We start from the raw sequence: 16,197 nt of genomic DNA, 5'->3' as shown, positions 1-16,197 counted from the left end.
CCGCAGCCAGGACTCCAACTTCTCCCGGTCACCATCACGCAACTCCAAGGCCGGGGCAGGACGATTCGCCATGCCCCCATCATTTCAAGAACCAAAGCGTTCAAGAACTAACGACACGCGGCACTAGTCCAGGGCTTGCATGATGCAACCGTGCGGATCTATCGTCGCTTGCGTGATGCAAGCGCACTGGGCGCGGGCATCGACCAATGGAGGTAACGATGACCGAGCGGGACTACACGACGACCATCTCCGTCGCTCGCGCAGCCGGGGACGTGTTCGCCGAGATCAACGATGTGGGCGCCTGGTGGGGCGCTATCGAGGGACGGGCCGACGCCGTCGGAGCGGAGTTCGTCTACGAGGTCCCAGGCATCCACTACTCGAAGTTCCGCGTCACCGAGCTGGTGCCGGGCGAGCGGATCGTCTGGCGGGTGCTGGACAGCCGCCTGACGTTCGTCGCCGACGAGCGGGAGTGGGACGACACCGAGATCCACTTCGACCTGGCCGCCCGTGGTGACGGCACCGACGTGACGTTCACCCACGTCGGCCTGAACCCCGGCGAGGAGTGTTACGACGTCTGCGCCACGGCGTGGCAGCACTTCATCGAGCGAAGCCTGCGCACGCTGCTCGTCACGGGCACCGGGATGCCGGGCACGAACCCCGACGGCGAGCCGGAGGCGCACGAGGAGTGGCTGGAGCGGTTCCGGGCCGGGTGACCGGGGCGCGTGCCGGCCGCTGGGGGTGGCCGGTACGCTCGGCGCCGTGCCATCCCAACGCATCGCCGCGATCGAGACCGCCGAGCTCGTCACCCGCTACCCGCGCACGATCGGGCGCAACGCTCGCCTGGGCAGCCACGGTTCCGGGCCGACGGCAACCGCCGTCCAGCTCCGCACGGACGGCGGGTCGAGTGGGTGGGGCCTCGTCGGGAGCGGGGGCCTCGGCGGGCTCGCCGCGCTGGTGGGCGCGGAGGTCGGGACCTTGTTCGACCCGAGCATCGGCGTCATCGATCCGCGGGCGTCGGCGCTCGACTTCGCACTCCATGACCTGGTGGCCAAGGATGCGGGCGTGCCCGTCCACGAACTCCTCGGCGGTCGCGGCGAGACGTCGGTGCCGTGCTACTCCGGTGCCATCTACTTCGATGATCTCGATCCCGACGACGTCCCGCGCGGCGTGAGCGCGGTGCTCGAGAACTGTGCGTCGGACCGGGACGCCGGCTACCGGGCGTTCAAGCTGAAGATCGGTCGCGGTCACCGCTGGATGGACGCCGAGGCCGGCTTCGCGCGGGACGTCGAGGTCACCCGCGCCGTCCGCGAGGCCTACCCGGACGCGCGGATCCTGGTCGACGCGAACAACGGCTTCAGCCCGCTCGAGACCATCCGGTACCTGCGGGCCGTCGCCGACTGCGACCTCTACTGGCTCGAGGAACCCTTCCACGAGGACGCCGAGGGCCTGCGGCTGGTCCGTGACTTCCTGCGTGAGAGCGGCTCATCGACCCTGATCGCGGACGGCGAGTTCGAGCCCGACGAGGCACAGGTGCTCGAGCTCGCCGGAGCCGGGCTCATCGACGTCCTGCTCATGGACGTCGTCTCGTTCGGCCTCACGGACTGGCGGCGGGTGATGCCGGCGGTCCGGGCGTCGGGCGCCGCCGCCTCCCCGCACGCGTGGGGCCTGCCGATCAAGACGTACTACGCCGCCCAGATGGCGGCGGGCCTCGGGTCGGTGCGCACGGTCGAGGGCGTCCCCGGGGTGAGCGACGGCCTCGACGCGAGCGGCTATGACCTCCTCGAGGGCGTGCTCACCGTCCCGGAAGCGCCGGGATTCGGCCTGGAGCTCACCGCAACCACGCACCCGGTGACACCGCCGCGCTAACCGGACGCTCCGCCGTCGAGCCCGACGAGTTGCGCACTGTCGGCCCAGAGCGCCTCGGCGAGGTCGTCCCGGACGGCGAGGCTCGAAGGGTCGATCCAGGTGAGGTGGCCCGAGCGCAGCGCGGCGTAACCGCGCTCGTCCGGGGCGCGCCGGCTGCCGTCGGCGAGGTCGGTCAGTGCCTGCCCGGCGGCTGCGGCCGAGTTCAGGGTCGGCTGGAACCGGCGCAACGGCGCACCCACTCCGGTGCCGAGCACCGCCCACGCCACCCGCATCGGTGCCGGAAGGTCGCGGACGAGTCCGGTGCCGAACACCTGGCCCGGGTCGAAGGCGATCACCGTGGCGGTGCGCTCGCGGACCTCCGGTCGGGCCCGCAGGGACCGGGCGGTCAGGATCGCGCAGAGTTTGGCCGCGGTGTAGGCGCGCTGACCGGCCCTCCGCGGCTTCGCGTCCCGGTCGGGGTCGCGCTCCGGGTGGGCGAGCAGACCGGCATCGGCATGGCGGGGGACGGCGAGACTCGCCTTCGTGGCGGGGTCGTGGGTGCCGCTCGTGGTGAGCACGATGCGCGCGCCCGCGGCCAGGACCGGGAGCAGGAGCCGGGCGAGCAGGTAGTGCCCGAGGTGGTTCAGGACGAACGTGGTCTCGTAGCCGTCGGTGGTGCGGCCGTCGGCGTCCGACCGGATCCCGCCGGCGTTCAGCAGCAGGCCGTCGATCCGGGAGCCGCCGAGGCGCTCGCGCACCGAGGTCGCGAAGGCGCGTACCGAATCGAGCCCGGTCACGTCCAGGGAGTCGGCCGGGTCCACGGGCGAGCGTGCCCCGATGATGACTCGTGTCTTCGGGGTGCCGGCCAGCGTTGCCGCGGTGAGAGCACCGAAGCCGGAACTGCCGCCGGTCATCACGTAGGTCGCCACGGTGTCCGCCCTCGCAGGCTGCATCGACCAGCGTCGGGGTCGGGATCCGAGGACCGGTGGCGTGGATGCGGGATCAGCGCGGCGGCTCGACCGGGGGCGGTCCCTCACGGCGCTCGACCACCGTGTGGGAGGTGTTGGTGCGTTGCCGGTTCATGACCAGCGCGACGATCAGGGCGATCACCCCGGCCGCCATGCAGATGTAGCCGATCATGGTCAGGTCCACGACGTCCCAACTGTCGCGCACCGCGAAACTGAGGATCGCGCCGAGCACGATCAGGAAGATGCCTCCACCGATGCCCATGTCTGATCTCCCTCCGGCCCGACCGAGTGGCCGGTGCCGTTCCCATGGTGCCCGCGGACCGGTCTCGCCGCATGTCGACAGTGGCGGTGCCGCTCCGCTCAGCCGGACGCCGTGACGGCGTCGATGAGGCCGCGGAGGTACGCGAGGCTGTGCGCGGTGCCGGCACGCATGATGCCGTCATCCCCGTCGAGTCGGGGGATGTGGTCGGGCACCACCGGCCCGTCGAAGCCGACCTCGTGCAGGGCCCGCACGACCCGAGCCAGATCCAGGTAGCCCTCGTCCGGCAGGGTCTCCTCGAAGGCCGGCAGCGGCCCGGTGACGTTACGCAGGTGCACGTCCGCGATCAGGCCCCGCCGACCGTAGTCCTCGATCATCGCGAACACGTCCGCGCCCATGGCCGCGCCGCCCTCGGCCCAGGTGCCCACGCAGAAGGTCAAGCCCCAGTGTCCGCTCCCGGCGGCCAGATCCTCGGCCCGCCGGTAGCCGTCGGCATGGGTGAACAGCTTCGCGACGCCGTTCATCATGGGGATCGGCGGGTCGTCGGGATGGAGGGCGAGCACCACGTCCGCTGCCTCGGCCGCGGGAAGGGCCGCCTCGAAGAAGTAGGCGTACGCGGCCCAGATCTCGTCCGCGTCGTAGTGCCGGCCGAACCGAACCTGCTCCACGCGGGCGCGGAAGTCGGCCAGGTCGAAGCGCCGGGCCAGGTAGCCGCGTCCTCGTCGGACCTCGCCGGTGGAGTAGGTGTTCCCCGGGTGGAAGTCGTAGTCGGCCACCCCGATGCCGATTGCACCGAGGCTCGCCAGGAACGTCCGGTAGGTCTCGATGGCGTGATCGCGTCCGGGTCGCCCGAGCTGGATGTCCAGCGAGCGGTACGCGTGGTGCACCGCGGAGACGATCGTCATGCCGTGCTCGGCGAACCGGCGCTGCACGGCGGCCACGGAGTCGACGCCGGGATCGGCGTCCCCGAACTCGACGCGAGCCCACTCCAGGCCGAGCTGCCGCAGGTACCGGAGGTCGGCGTCGCTGATGTCGGCCGAGATGCGGTGCGCGAGCCTCACGCGGAGATCTCGGCCTCGGTCCCCGCGGCGGCGGGCGGGGCAGTCGAGGCGCGCACCACGAGCTCGGGTCGGAGCAGGACCGACCGGCCGGCTTCGGTGTCGGACCGGGTCTCGCTCGCGATGATCTCCTCGACGGCCAGCCGTGCCATCTCCGCGATGGGCTGACGGATCGTGGTCAGGGGTGGGTCGTACAGGTCTGCCAGGACGATGTCATCGAAGCCGACCACGGAGACGTCCTTGCCAACCCTCAGGTCGAGGTCGCGGAGCCCTCGGCAGACCCCCAGCGCGGTCATGTCGTTGATCGCGACCACGGCGGTCGGCCGGTCCGCGCGGGAGAACAGCTCGTGCGCCGCGCGACGGCCCACCTCGGCGGCCTCGACGTCGCCGAACGGCACCGCGTCCATGCCGGGCCACGAGGGCATGTCGTCGACGTCGATCCCCGCTGCCTCCAGGGCCGAGCAGAACCCGCGATAGCGGGCGGTGCGGTTGACGCTTCGTAGCGATCCCGAGATGAACGCCAGGCGTCGGTGGCCCAGCTCGATCAGGTGCGACGCGGCCAGATAGCCGCCCATCGGGTTGTTGATGCTGATGCTGACGACCGAGGCCGGGTCGTCCGGCTGGGCCGGCCGGTCGAACGTGACCAGATGCAGCCCGCGCTCGATCGTCGGGGCGAGGTGGGCCAGTGAGGGCAGGGACGTGCACAGCACCATGCCGCGCACGCCGTCCTCCCAGAGTTCCTCGACGTACCGGCGCTCGCGCTCAGGGTCGCGCTCACTGTTGCACAGGAGCAGGTTGTACCCCTGGGCCAGGGCAGCGGACTCGAGCTCACGTGCGAACGCCCCCCAGAACGGGTTGCCCACCGAGGGCACCACCAGGCCCAGCGTGCGGGTCCGCCCGGTGCGCAACTGGCGCGCCGCCCGGTTCGGCCGGTACCCGAGCTCGGCGATGGCCGCGTCGATGCGATCCTTCGTGGCCGGCAGCATGCGTTCGATCCGCCCGTTGAGCAGGTTCGAGACAGTGCTGGGCGAGACCCCGGCGGCCCGTGCCACCTGCTGAATCGTGACTTGTCCCATCGTCCCCATCCTCAAGGTTCTCGCGTACTGCGCGGCTGGGAAAGCAGGCCCAGATCGCCCTCTTCCACCGGCGGGTACCGCGGTGTTCCAACGGTGGTACCGCGATGCATCGGTGCACCATCCTGCCACGGATCCGGGCGTGACGGTGCAACGTCGGCCCGATGCGCTCGTCAAATATGTGTTGCAAATCATCACTTGACTCTCCGGCGAACTTGTATCTAGTGTCAGTGCATCGATACACCGGAAGGTCGGATACCGAAGTCCGATCGTCCCGATGGAGAAAACCCGACGCCGTTGTCGAACGCCTGCCGACGACGTCCGCACCGATCGAGCTCAACCCCCGATGTCACATGCACCCTCGAAGGGAAACCACGCATGAGTTCCAGAACGAGTCGCACGCGGCGCGGCGCTGCCGGCCTGACCGCTGCCCTTGCCCTGACCCTCGGCGCCTGCTCCGCCGGCGGTGACGCCGGTGGCGGTGGCGACGCCGCCCCAGGCGAGGTGAGCGGCGACATCACGCTGCTCACCCCGATCTACGAGGGCACCGAGGGGCAGCGCCTCCTCGAGGACGAGTTGCTCCCGCAGTTCTACGAGCAGTACCCGGACGTCACCGTGACCGTGGACTACACCACGTACGGGCAGCTCAACGAGAAGCTGACCACGGCCGTGGCCTCCGGCCTCATCCCGGACGTCATGATGATGGGCGTCGGCTGGATCGAGGGCTTTGCCGACCGTGGGATCCTCGCCAACCTGTCCGAGGACGCCGGATACACCCAGGCCGACCTCGAGGAGGACTACGCCCCCCAGATCGTCGAGGCAGGCATGTGGGAGGAAAGCGTGTACGCGCTGCCGATCATGCTCGACACCCGTGTCGGCGTGGCCCGCATGGACCTGCTCGCCGAGGCCGGCTATGACCACACCCCGACCTCCTGGGAGGAACTGCGGGAGATGGCCATCGCGCTCACCGAGCGGGACGCCTCCGGCACCCTGCAACGGACCGGGTTCGACATCATGTCCACGGACCTTCGCCAGGGCTTCGAGACCATGTTCTTCTCCTCCGGCGGCTCCCTGTTCAACGAGGACTTCACCGAGCCCACGTTCAACTCGCCGGAGGGCGTCGAGACCCTGCAGTTCCTCGTCGATCTCGTCAACACCGACGGCGTGGAGGACATCGGATTCACGAGCACCGACGCCGAGGTGAACCCGCTCCTGAACGGTCGAGCGGCCATGGGCATCGCCCACAACAGTCTCTGGACCCAGGCCGAGGAGGCCGCGCCGGACGTGATGGAGCACCTGCAGCCGTTCACGATCCCGGGTGAGGTGCCCGGGATGTTCTTCGGCGGGACCATGGCGTCCGTCGCGGCCGGTTCGGACCACCCGGAGGCGGCGCAGGCCCTCACCGAGTTCCTTGCCAGCCCCGACGCTGCCCTCGCCGCGAACGAGCAGCGAGGCAACGTGCCGGCCCTGACCGAGCTGCTCGACAGTGACTACGTGCAGGGCAACGTGATGGTCCAGTTCGCCATGGAGAACCTGGACGTCGCCCAGCGTGAGGGTGGCCCGCCCGCCTGGCTGGAGATCCGCGGCGACATCAAGCCTGCGATCGAGGCCGCGCTGCTGCAGCAGCAGACGCCACAGGAGGCGCTGGACACACTGGCCGCCGGTGCGCAGGCGGCGATCGACCGATAGCGCCGGCTCGGCCCGGCCGGCTGAACGGCCGGCCGGGCCGGCTGGATCGCACCTGCGGTAGCAACAGGGCGATGCCGATCGACTTCTCGCCCGGGTGCGGGCGAAGCGACATTCGACAAGGACGTGATGATGAGCGCACCACAGCACAACCCGGCCGGAGGAGCCGTGGTGCTGGCCGCCGCGGACGGCACCGGGACCGCACTGACGGCCGAGGCGACGCCCGCGGCGACCGGCCCGATGGCCGCACTGACCGGCCGCCTGCGCGGCAGCCGTCGCCGCCCTCCCCGGGTCACGCCGTCGAGGTCCGGTCGCAAGACCCGGCGCGCCGGGTGGCTGATGGTCGCCCCGACGATCGCGCACATCGGGCTGTGGACCCTGATCCCGGTCATCGCGACCTTCGCGCTGAGCCTGACCGACTACAGCGTGTTCGACGCCCCGGCCTGGATCGGCCTGGACAACTACATCGAGATCATCAACGACCCGGCGTTCCGCAAGGCCACCTGGAACACGATCGTCTACACGTTCTGGACCGTCCCGGTCTCGATGGCGATCGCCGTCGTGATCGCGGTCATGCTGAACCAGAAGCTTCGGCTCCAGAACTGGTACCGAGCCGCATTCTTCCTGCCTCAGGTCACCGCGACCGTCGCGATCGCCATGGTCTGGCTCTGGATGTTCAACCCGCAGACAGGCCTGGTCAACGGGATCCTCGCGGTCGTCGGTATCCCCGGGCAGGCCTGGCTGGTCGATCCCGAGTGGGCCCTGTGGGCGGTGATCCTGGTGGGCGTCTGGCAGGGCATCGGAATGAAGATGCTCATCTACATCGCCGCGTTGCAGAACATCGACGAGAACCTCTACGAGGCGGCCTCCCTTGACGGTGCCTCCGCGGTCCGCAAGTTCTTCGCGATCACTCTGCCGATGCTCAAGCCCGCGACGTTCTTCGTGTTCGTCATCTCGATCATCGGCGCCTTCCAGGTCTTCGACCAGGTCTACGTCCTGACCGACGGGGGACCGGCGAATGCCACCACGATGATGACCTACGAGGTGTACCGGGCCGCGTTCCAGGACTTCCGGATGGGTCTGGCCTGCGCGCAGTCCGTTCTGCTGTTCGCGTTCCTGCTCGTGATGACCCTGATCAGCCGCCGCGCCACTCGAGGTGATGAGGAATGAGCACGTCCACCCCCGCAATGGCCGCGACGTCGGCCCCGGACCTCCCACCGTCGCGCCCGTCGGCGAGCAACCGCCGGGACCGCAGGGCACGCGACCGCCGGCGCTTCGCGACCCGGAGCCTGCTGAACCTCTTCCTGCTCGTGGGTGCGTTCACGATGATCGTCCCGTTCCTGTGGATGATCTTCACCTCGCTGAAGAGCCCGGCCGAGCTGGCGCTGTTCCCGCCGACGTTCTGGCCACAGGAGTGGCGCTGGGAGAACTACCCCGAGGCCCTCGCGGCGGCACCGTTCCACATCTACTTCCGGAACAGCTTCATCATCGCCTTCAGCCACACCGCGATCACACTGGTGTTCGCCTCGATGGCCGGATACGCACTCGCCCGGATCCCGTTCCGGGGTCGGGAGTGGATCTTCATGGGCATCGTCGCGATGCTCATGATCCCGACGTACTCCAAGATCGTGCCGCAGTTCCTGATCGTCCGGTTCATGCCGCTGTTCGGCGGCAACGACATCCTCGGTCAGGGTGGCACCGGCTGGCTGAACAGCTGGTGGGCCCTGATCATCCCGGGCGGCCTGAGCGCCTCGGCGATCTTCTTGTTCCGGCAGTTCTACCTGTCCCTGCCCAAGGAGCTCGAGGAGGCCGCCCGGCTCGACGGCCTCGGCGAGTACCGGATCTTCGCGCAGATCTACACGCCGCTGGTCAAGCCCGCGCTCGCCACCGTCGGCCTGCTCACCTTCCAGGACAGCTGGAACAACTTCCTCTGGCCGCTGCTGGTGACCACGAGCGACAACCTGCGCGTCATCCAGGTCGGCCTCGCCGTGTTCCAGCAGCTCGAGGGCACCGCCTGGGGCTATCTGATGGCCGGCACCACCCTGGCCACCGTGCCGATGGTGCTGCTGTTCCTGTTCTGTCAGAAGTACTTCGTCCAGGGATTCGCGAACGCGGGCATCAAGTAGCGGCGCAGGCCCGGCGCCACCACGACCGAGCAACGAACCGGCCCTTCCTGGGCCCACCGAAGGAGAAGGAACCAGCATGCAGATCGACCTCACCGGACGCCGCGCCCTCGTCACCGGGGGTGGTGCCGGGATCGGCGCCGCCATCGCCCACGCGCTCGGAGTGGCCGGTGCCGACGTCGCCGTCCACTACGCACACAGCAAGGAGGGAGCCGAGCGCGTCGCGGAGAGCCTCACCCACCTGGGCCGCCGGTCCCTCGCCATCGGGGGCGACCTCACCGAGGCGGTCCAGGCCAAGGCGGTCGTGGAACAGGCCGCCGGCGAACTCGGCGGCCTGGACATCCTGGTCAACAACGCCGGGCACCTCGTGGCCAGGTCCCCGATCGCGGACATGAGCGACGAACTGTGGGAGCAGGTGGGTGCCGTCAACGTGAGCAGCACCTTCTTCACCACCCGCGCCGCGATCGGGTACCTGCGGGACTCGACCGCCGGCCGGGTCATCCTGATGTCCTCCCTTGCCGCGGAGAACGGCGGCGGTGCCGGATCGGTGGCCTACGCGGCCTCGAAGGGCGCCGTCGTCGGCTTCGGTCGCGGACTGGCCAAGGAGCTCGCGCCGGACGCCATCACGGTGAACACGCTCGCCCCCGGATTCATCGGCGACACCGCCTTCCACAACACGTTCAGCCCACCCGAGGCCCAGGCCGCGATCGTCGCCGGGGTGCCGCTGAAGCGGGCCGGCACCGTGGACGACGTCGCCGGGGTCGCGGTGTTCCTGGCCTCGGACCTCTCGTCCTACGTGACCGGCCAGGTCGTGGACATCAACGGAGGAACGAACTTCCGGTGACCGACATCCTCGGCGCGCGCGGTGGGTGGTGGCACAACTACGTGTGCCCCACCCACGGCACGGAGCTCCTACCGGCCGACGGCGAGACCCACCCCTGTCCGCACGGTTGCCGCCTGCGGGGGGAGCCCTACGCCTCCGCGTGGACCGTGCTCGACCACCAGGGCAAGGCTCGGGCGGCGCGTCTCGCGGCCCACCGGTACCTGGCGGACCGTCGGGACGCCGACCGTGACGAGGCGACCCGGATCATCCGAGGGTTCGCCCGGGTGCATCGTGATCTCGCGGGGGACTGGAGCGACCGGGCCGAGCCGTGGATGCTGCGCGGGCGGCTGTTCGCCCAGGCCCTGACCGAGGCCATCTGGGCCGTGCAGCTCGCCGACGCGATCGTCACCCTCGGGCCCGACGCACCCATGAGCACGGACGTCGTGGAGCTGGTCGAGGGCCTGCTGACGACCGTCGCCGCGGCGCGCGAGATCCTCGTGGTCGATCGGGGCGAGCCGGGCAGCAACTACACCGCCTGGCTCGACGCCGCCGGCGGCATGCTGAACCGGGCGCTCGAGGTGCTCGGCCGGCCCGCTGACATCGGCACCTGGGTGACGCGCACGTTCGAGCACCTGGAGCTGGCGGTCGCCGCGGACGGTTGGGAGTGGGAGGGATCCACCTACTACCACCTGTTCGTACTGCGCGCCTACCTCCTCAACCTGCGCGGCACGCGGCCCGCCGACCTGCCGGCGGCCGCGGTCGCCAGGCTCGCCGCCATGGTCGCCGTGCTCAGCGGCCTCGCCACCCCCGACGGCACGCTTCCGATGCTCCACGACGGTCCGTACGACCGTGACGGAGTCCACCTCGAGGTTCTCGAGATCGCGGCGCTCGCCGGCGGCCTGTGGCGCGAGAGCGGCCTCGACCGCGTCGCCGCGCATGCCCGACGGCGGTTGGGCGGCAGGTACGACGGGCTCGAGGACACGCTCGCGCCCTGGTTCGACGGCGACCCGCTGCCGGCGCTGACCGCCGACCGGGCCTCGGTGCACTTCGCAGACGCCGGATACCTCGTCCTGCGGGACGCCACGGAATCCATCCAGGCGATCGTCGACGCCGGCCCGCACGGCGGCTCCCACGGGCACCTCGACAAGCTGGCCCTGTACCTCTACGGCGCCGACGTCGCCTGGCAGCCCGCGCCCGGGGTGCCGCCCTACGGCAGCGCCCTGCGCCGCGGGCACTACGCCCGGACGCTCGCGCACCCCACCGTCCGGGTGGACGACGCCGACCAGAACGAGAGCTCCGCCGTCGTGACGGCCTGGGAGGTGAGCGGAGACCGCACCCGCGCCGCCGCGCAGACCGACACGGCGATCGACGGCGTCCGGTTGCGACGCGAGGTGATCCTCGCCGACGGATGCCTCATCGACGTGATGCGGGCCGAGACCCTCGACGGCGCGGCCCGGGACGTGACTCTCGCGTTGCGTCCCGCGGTGGCGCTGACGGTGTGGGCCGCCGACGGCGGCTGGCGGTCGCGCTGGGCCGCCGACACCGGCGGCGCCGATCCGGACCGGCCGGTGGCGCACGGTCCGTCGCAACCGCCGGTGCTGCACGGCCTGCATGCCGCGACCGCGCCGGCAGAGATCGTGCTCGGCCCGGGCCGGGGCCCGTCCGACGACCCGTCCCGGCTCGTCCACGTCGCGGACTGGAGCGCCCACGGGGCGGACGTCACGTTCGTGTCCGTGTACTCGGTCGGAACCGCTCCGGACGTACTCACGATCGACCAGACCGACGGGCGCCTCACGGTCGACGTGGGCGCCGCCGACGGTACCCGAACGACCTACGAGGTGACCCGATGACATCCCCCACCCTGCTCCTCGACGGGCGCGAGGACCTGCTCCGCGGCGAGGCACACGGCGCGCGTGCGGGCCAGTTCCGCCGGCTGCTCGAGGAGTGCGAGCGCTACCGCAGCGAGGTGCTGCCCACGGAGCACCCGAGCGCCTCGATCACCTACCTCGGTGCGGCGGCCGCGAACCTGGCGCTCGCGTACCGGATCACCGGGCAGACCCACTACCTCACCGAGCTGCGCCGCTGGCTCGCGGTACCGGTGGGCTTCGCGCACTGGGGCAAGGCGCACATGCCCGACCACGACCTGGACGCGGGCTGGCTCCTGCACGGGCTCGGGCTCGCGTACTCGTGGGCCGGGTTCGCCCTGACGCAGGACGAGCGGACCGCCCTCCGGGACAAGCTGATCCTCCAGGGTGCGCGGATGTACACCTACGCCGTCTCCACCGAGGGGCGCTGGTGGTCCTCGTCGTACTGGCAGAACCACAACTGGATCTGTTACGCCGGGCTCGCGACGGCCGGATACGCCGTCACCGCAGAGCACCCGGCGGCCCGGGACTGGACCGAGCGGGCGAAGGCGAACTTCGACCAGGTCCTGGACATGCTTCCCGCGGACGGCTCCAACTCCGAGGGCGTCGTCTACTGGCGCTACGGCGAACCCTGGCTGGTCAGCTACCTCGACGTCCTGCGGTCCGCGGAAGGGCTCGACTGGTTCGGCCGCAGCGACCACCTGCGCGAGACGTTCTGGTACCGCCTCTACCAGGCGGCACCGGACCTGGAACGGATCGTCGACCACGGCGACTGCCACGACCGGCGCAGCGGGCACCCGGTCGCCATGTACTACAAGCTGGCATCGGAGTACGGGATCGGCCAGGCGCAGTGGCTGGCCGAACAGGTCACCGAACGGTTCCTCTGGCGGGAGGCGTACGAGAGCGGGGTTCGCCCCGGGATCAGGGCCGAGGCGTACCAGGAGTTCCTCTGGTACGACCCGAGCGTTGCGCCGGTGGCGCCCGACGGCCTGCCGACGAGCCGGCACTTCCCCGACCTCGGTCTCGTGGTGGGCCGGACCTCGTGGGCCGAGGACGCGACGCTGGTCTCGTTCAAGGCATCCCCGGGTGGTGGCCACAAGGCCTGGGACACCTCCCACGATCTGCTCGAGCATCGCGGCTGGGTGACCCTGAACGCCGGGCACCACCACCCGGACTCGGGCACGTTCGTGCTGCTCGGCCAGGGTTCCTACCTGGCCGTGGACGAGGGGTACTCCTCCCGCAAGCGCACCGCGCACCACAATGCAGTCCTCGTGGACGGGAACGGCTACGTGAACGAGGACCGCTACCACGTCTACAAGGACCTGGACCGCGAGTACACGGCGCGGATCGTGACCACGACGCTCGGATCGGGCTGGACCCACGCGGTCAGTGAGGTCGCTGCCATGTACGACCGGGCGCTCGAGGTGCGGCGGGTCCGGCGACACCTGGTGCTCACCCCGGGCGGGGTCCTCGTGCTGGTGGACGACCTGGCGGCGGATGCCCCACGCGAGTGGACCTGGCTGCTCCAGACCGACAACCCGGCGGCGCCGGTGGGCGCCGGCACCGACGGCAGCCCCGAGCTCTGGCGTGCGGAGGCCGGCCGGGGCGCGCTCGCCATCCACACGATCGCGCCCACGGATGCGCGAACCGACGTGGTGCCCACGCCGATCCACGCGAACCCGACCTCGTCGACGCCGTCGCTGGCGATCGAGAAGGTCCAGCACACGTTGCGACGAACCACCGGTCCTGCCCACGAGGCCACGTTCGTGAGCGTGCTCGAACCCCGGCCGTGGTCCGTCGACGGCGGTGCCCGGGTCCGGGCGCAGATCGACGGCCGAGTGGTCAGCGTGGAGATCTCGGCCGACGGCATCACCGAGCGGGTCCTGCTCGCACTGGACGGCGCCGCGGTGGCAGGAGAGGGTGCGGCGGCCACGGGCGAGGGGTTCGCCGGGTGGCGCACCGAGCACGGTGAAGCGGACACGACGCGCCCCGCCGGTGCGGTGCTCGTAGAGCCGGCGAGGCAGGAATGATGAGCGCGGTGACCACACGCCGGCGTCGGGGCTGGGAGCAGCGACTCCTCGCCGCGATGGCCTACCCCGCGAATCTTGCGCTCGGCGGGGTGGCCGCGTTCATCCTGGCGCTCCCGGTGCTCACCGCGGTGCCCGCCGTGATCGCGCTCGGGCGAGCCTACGGGGCCTGGCTGCGCGAGGGTGATGACGCGGTGTTCACGGGCACCTTCCGCGAGTTCGCCGCGACCTGGCGGCGGACCCTGCCGCTCGGGGCTGCGGGCGCCGTGGTCGTGGCCCTGCTCGTGGTGAACGCGACGTTCCTGCTCGCCCGCCTCGAGGCAGGTCCGGATCCGCTCGCGCTCGTCCTCGCGCCGGCGACTGCGGTCGTCGGCGCTGCCGTCACGCTGCTGCTCCTCGGGTTGCCGGTCGCGGCGCACCGGTCCCGGGACGCCGGCGTGAAGCAGTGGTTGGCGGAGTCCGGCTACCTGGTGGCACGCCGCCCGGTGCGAGCCCTCACGCTCCTCGCGATCGTCGCCGCGTTCGGCTTCACGTGCGGGCTGCTGCCGACGATCGTGCCGTTCCTGGGGCTCTCAGTTCCCGTCTACCTGGCGCACGTCTCGCTCGGCCAGGGCGACGGAACCGAACGAGGTGGCGGCACCGGGCCGGAGGCCGACCGCCGATGACCGTCGCGCACCCGGGTCCCGAGCAGGCGAGCGCGTCCGCGCTCGCCAAGGGGCTGAGGGTGCTCGAGGCGGTGCTCACGAATCACCGGCTCACCGACATCTGCGCGACCACCGGGCTCAGCTACGGCACCGCGCACCGGATCCTGGCCGAACTCGTGGCCGGCGGGTGGGTGGTCCAGGATGCCGACCGGCGCTACCACCCGGGCCCTCGACAGGACGGCATGGTGAGCCTGCGGCGGCCGGCCGGCGGGACCGGCGGTGGGCTGGACCCGGCGCGGTGCGATCTGACCCCGCACCTGCTGCGCCTGCGTGAGGCGACCGGCCTGACCGTGCACCTGGCCGCGGTGCGCGACGCCGGCCTGGTGTACGTCGCCAAGGTGGAGGCGCCCGGGTCCTATCTGCTCGGTTCCTACGTGGGCCTCGAGCTCGACCTGCACGCGACCGCGATCGGCAAGGCGTACCTGGCGACGATGGCGCCCGAGCGAGCGGTGCGGATCCTCGCCGAGCGTCCAGTGCACGCCCGCACCCGGCACACGCTGGTCTCCCGCGCCCGGCTCCTGGTCGATCTGAGCCAGACCCGCGAGCGGGGCTGGGCGTTCGACAACGGGGAGAACGAGGAGGGCATCCGGTGCATCGGGGTGGCGCTCCGCGGCCCGGACGGGGAGGTCTGCGGCGGCTTGAGCGTGTCCGGCCCGGATGCCGCTCTGGAGCGACCCACCATCGCCGCTCAGGCGCTGGCGGTGGTCCGCGCAGGCACCGCCATCGGGATCGCGCTGACCTCGTCCGGAGCTGACACCGCCGGTGCGCCGGACTGATCGGCCGCGAGCCCGAAGGTCTCGCCGAGGGCGGCCAGCGCGCGCGGGACGCCGTACGCTCCGCCTCCCTCGTGCCCGTTGTAGTGGTACACCGTGATGTCAGCCGGGCCGGCGTACCGGTGATAGGCCGCGTAGACGGTGGACGGCGGGCAGATGTTGTCCATCAACCCCACCGAGAACCAGGCCGGGCAGGTGGCGCGGGCGGCGAAGTTCACGCCGTCGAGGTAGGAGAGAGTGCGCATCGCCGCGTCGATGCGGTCCCGGTGTCCACTGAGCCAGCGCCGGATCTCGGCATAGGGGCCGTTGTCGGTGATCGTGGACGCACGCCGGTAGTGACACATGAACGGCACGTCCACGATCGCCGCGGACAGGTCGTCCCGCAGCCCGGCCACCGCGAGCGCGAGCCCGCCGCCCTGGCTGCCGCCGAGTACGGCGACCCTGGTGCCGTCGACCCCCGGCGCGCCCTTCAGCGCATCGACGGCGCGCACGGCATCGGTGATCAGGCGGCGGTAGAAGTGCCGCTCGGGGTCCTCGATGCCATTGGTCAGGAACCCCGGCGCGGACGACCCGTGGCCCTCGGGGTTGAGGTCCGGGGTGTGCGCGACCGTCTTGCCGCCCCCACCCTGACCGCGGTTGTCCATGATCAGGTGGGCGTACCCGGCGGCGCTCCAGGTGAGCCACTCGAACGGGATGCCGCGCCCGCCGTTGTAGCCGATGTACTGCACCACGCCCGGCAGTGGCTCCCGACGGTGCCGGGGGAGCAGCAGCCAGGCCTTGATCGGCTGACCCGCGTAGCCGGGGAACGTCACGTCGAACACGTCCACCGTGCTCAGGCCGACGTCGACCGGCTCGTAGCCGGCCAGGCCGGCCGGGGACTCGGCGAGGGTGCGCTCCCAGAACGCGTCGAAGTCGGCTGGCTCCTCGGGGGTCGGGCGATACTCGACGAGGCGGTCCAGGGACATGTCGACGTACATGCGTGAGCGTCACTCC

15 protein-coding genes are annotated in these 16,197 nt (G+C 71.0%); 10 read left to right on the top strand and 5 right to left on the bottom strand.

The features are described from left to right. Positions 1 to 218: 218 nt before the first annotated feature. Both KCQ71_RS26525 and KCQ71_RS27145 read left to right on the top strand, forming a co-directional pair. Entirely contained in the window at positions 219 to 713 is a 495-nt protein-coding gene (locus tag KCQ71_RS26525) for an SRPBCC family protein (protein ID WP_223411684.1), read from the top strand. 46 nt (positions 714 to 759) lie between these two features. Next, on the top strand, positions 760 to 1,866 hold the full coding sequence (locus KCQ71_RS27145) for an enolase C-terminal domain-like protein (RefSeq protein ID WP_223411683.1): 1,107 nt from the start codon (positions 760 to 762) through the stop codon (positions 1,864 to 1,866). On the opposite strand, the gene KCQ71_RS26515 is transcribed toward KCQ71_RS27145, so the two are convergent. The 4 genes from KCQ71_RS26515 to KCQ71_RS26500 all read right to left on the bottom strand — a co-directional run bounded on the left by KCQ71_RS26515 (position 1,863) and on the right by KCQ71_RS26500 (position 5,206). Beyond that, positions 1,863 to 2,798, bottom strand: a complete 936-nt coding sequence (locus KCQ71_RS26515; protein ID WP_223411682.1) for an SDR family NAD(P)-dependent oxidoreductase — start codon at positions 2,796 to 2,798, stop codon at positions 1,863 to 1,865. The genes KCQ71_RS27145 and KCQ71_RS26515 overlap by 4 nt on opposite strands. Before the next feature lie 49 nt (positions 2,799 to 2,847). Next, complete coding sequence (locus KCQ71_RS26510) at positions 2,848 to 3,075, bottom strand: DUF6458 family protein (RefSeq protein WP_223411681.1); 228 nt, start codon at positions 3,073 to 3,075, stop codon at positions 2,848 to 2,850. 98 nt (positions 3,076 to 3,173) lie between these two features. Beyond that, entirely contained in the window at positions 3,174 to 4,133 is a 960-nt protein-coding gene (locus tag KCQ71_RS26505) for a mannonate dehydratase (protein WP_223411680.1), read from the bottom strand. Next, positions 4,130 to 5,206, bottom strand: a complete 1,077-nt coding sequence (locus KCQ71_RS26500; RefSeq protein ID WP_223411679.1) for a LacI family DNA-binding transcriptional regulator — start codon at positions 5,204 to 5,206, stop codon at positions 4,130 to 4,132. Before KCQ71_RS26500 ends, KCQ71_RS26505 begins: the two co-directional genes overlap by 4 nt. A gap of 375 nt (positions 5,207 to 5,581) precedes the next feature. On the opposite strand from KCQ71_RS26500, the gene KCQ71_RS26495 reads away from it, so the two are divergent. From KCQ71_RS26495 to KCQ71_RS26460, 8 genes are all read left to right on the top strand, one after another. Continuing rightward, a complete protein-coding gene (locus KCQ71_RS26495; RefSeq protein WP_223411678.1) occupies positions 5,582 to 6,892 on the top strand; it encodes an ABC transporter substrate-binding protein in 1,311 nt (436 codons plus the stop codon). 129 nt (positions 6,893 to 7,021) lie between these two features. Then, positions 7,022 to 8,059 carry a carbohydrate ABC transporter permease gene (locus tag KCQ71_RS26490; protein WP_223411677.1) on the top strand — a complete coding sequence of 346 codons (1,038 nt, stop codon included), beginning with the start codon at positions 7,022 to 7,024 and terminating at the stop codon, positions 8,057 to 8,059. Next, on the top strand, positions 8,056 to 9,015 hold the full coding sequence (locus KCQ71_RS26485) for a carbohydrate ABC transporter permease (RefSeq protein WP_223411676.1): 960 nt from the start codon (positions 8,056 to 8,058) through the stop codon (positions 9,013 to 9,015). Before KCQ71_RS26490 ends, KCQ71_RS26485 begins: the two co-directional genes overlap by 4 nt. Positions 9,016 to 9,091: 76 nt before the next feature. Further along, positions 9,092 to 9,856, top strand: a complete 765-nt coding sequence (locus tag KCQ71_RS26480) for an SDR family NAD(P)-dependent oxidoreductase (RefSeq protein WP_223411675.1) — start codon at positions 9,092 to 9,094, stop codon at positions 9,854 to 9,856. Continuing rightward, positions 9,853 to 11,685, top strand: coding sequence for a heparinase II/III domain-containing protein (locus KCQ71_RS27845; RefSeq protein ID WP_223411674.1), 1,833 nt, complete (start codon positions 9,853 to 9,855; stop codon positions 11,683 to 11,685). Before KCQ71_RS26480 ends, KCQ71_RS27845 begins: the two co-directional genes overlap by 4 nt. Next, positions 11,682 to 13,730, top strand: coding sequence for a DUF4962 domain-containing protein (locus KCQ71_RS26470; RefSeq protein ID WP_223411673.1), 2,049 nt, complete (start codon positions 11,682 to 11,684; stop codon positions 13,728 to 13,730). The genes KCQ71_RS27845 and KCQ71_RS26470 overlap by 4 nt, the downstream gene beginning before the upstream one ends. 8 nt (positions 13,731 to 13,738) lie before the next feature. Beyond that, positions 13,739 to 14,392 (top strand): YesL family protein, encoded by a 654-nt coding sequence (locus KCQ71_RS26465; protein WP_223411672.1) that lies wholly within the window; start codon positions 13,739 to 13,741, stop codon positions 14,390 to 14,392. Next, positions 14,389 to 15,207, top strand: a complete 819-nt coding sequence (locus KCQ71_RS26460) for an IclR family transcriptional regulator (RefSeq protein WP_223411671.1) — start codon at positions 14,389 to 14,391, stop codon at positions 15,205 to 15,207. The genes KCQ71_RS26465 and KCQ71_RS26460 overlap by 4 nt, the downstream gene beginning before the upstream one ends. Here the strand turns inward: KCQ71_RS26460 and KCQ71_RS26455 are convergent. Further along, entirely contained in the window at positions 15,120 to 16,181 is a 1,062-nt protein-coding gene (locus KCQ71_RS26455; RefSeq protein ID WP_283248812.1) for an acetylxylan esterase, read from the bottom strand. The genes KCQ71_RS26460 and KCQ71_RS26455 overlap by 88 nt on opposite strands. Between the last annotated feature and the right edge of the window lie 16 nt (positions 16,182 to 16,197).

Source organism: Occultella gossypii (genome assembly GCF_019947135.1).
Classification (GTDB): Bacteria; Actinomycetota; Actinomycetes; order Actinomycetales; family Beutenbergiaceae; genus Occultella; species Occultella gossypii.
The sequence above is the reverse complement of the archived record's forward strand: the minus strand, read 5'-3'. Positions and strand labels throughout refer to the sequence as shown.

Excerpts from the sequence above, each read along its gene's own strand:
- KCQ71_RS26490 (WP_223411677.1), top strand. The coding sequence starts at position 7,022 with ATGAGCGCACCACAGCACAACCCGGCCGGAGGAGCCGTGGTGCTGGCC.
- KCQ71_RS26455 (WP_283248812.1), bottom strand. The coding sequence starts at position 16,181 with ATGTACGTCGACATGTCCCTGGACCGCCTCGTCGAGTATCGCCCGACC.
- KCQ71_RS26525 (WP_223411684.1), top strand. The coding sequence starts at position 219 with ATGACCGAGCGGGACTACACGACGACCATCTCCGTCGCTCGCGCAGCC.
- KCQ71_RS26460 (WP_223411671.1), top strand. The coding sequence starts at position 14,389 with ATGACCGTCGCGCACCCGGGTCCCGAGCAGGCGAGCGCGTCCGCGCTC.
- KCQ71_RS26485 (WP_223411676.1), top strand. The coding sequence starts at position 8,056 with ATGAGCACGTCCACCCCCGCAATGGCCGCGACGTCGGCCCCGGACCTC.
- KCQ71_RS26495 (WP_223411678.1), top strand. The coding sequence starts at position 5,582 with ATGAGTTCCAGAACGAGTCGCACGCGGCGCGGCGCTGCCGGCCTGACC.
- KCQ71_RS26480 (WP_223411675.1), top strand. The coding sequence starts at position 9,092 with ATGCAGATCGACCTCACCGGACGCCGCGCCCTCGTCACCGGGGGTGGT.
- KCQ71_RS26500 (WP_223411679.1), bottom strand. The coding sequence starts at position 5,206 with ATGGGACAAGTCACGATTCAGCAGGTGGCACGGGCCGCCGGGGTCTCG.
- KCQ71_RS26510 (WP_223411681.1), bottom strand. The coding sequence starts at position 3,075 with ATGGGCATCGGTGGAGGCATCTTCCTGATCGTGCTCGGCGCGATCCTC.
- KCQ71_RS26515 (WP_223411682.1), bottom strand. The coding sequence starts at position 2,798 with ATGCAGCCTGCGAGGGCGGACACCGTGGCGACCTACGTGATGACCGGC.
- KCQ71_RS26470 (WP_223411673.1), top strand. The coding sequence starts at position 11,682 with ATGACATCCCCCACCCTGCTCCTCGACGGGCGCGAGGACCTGCTCCGC.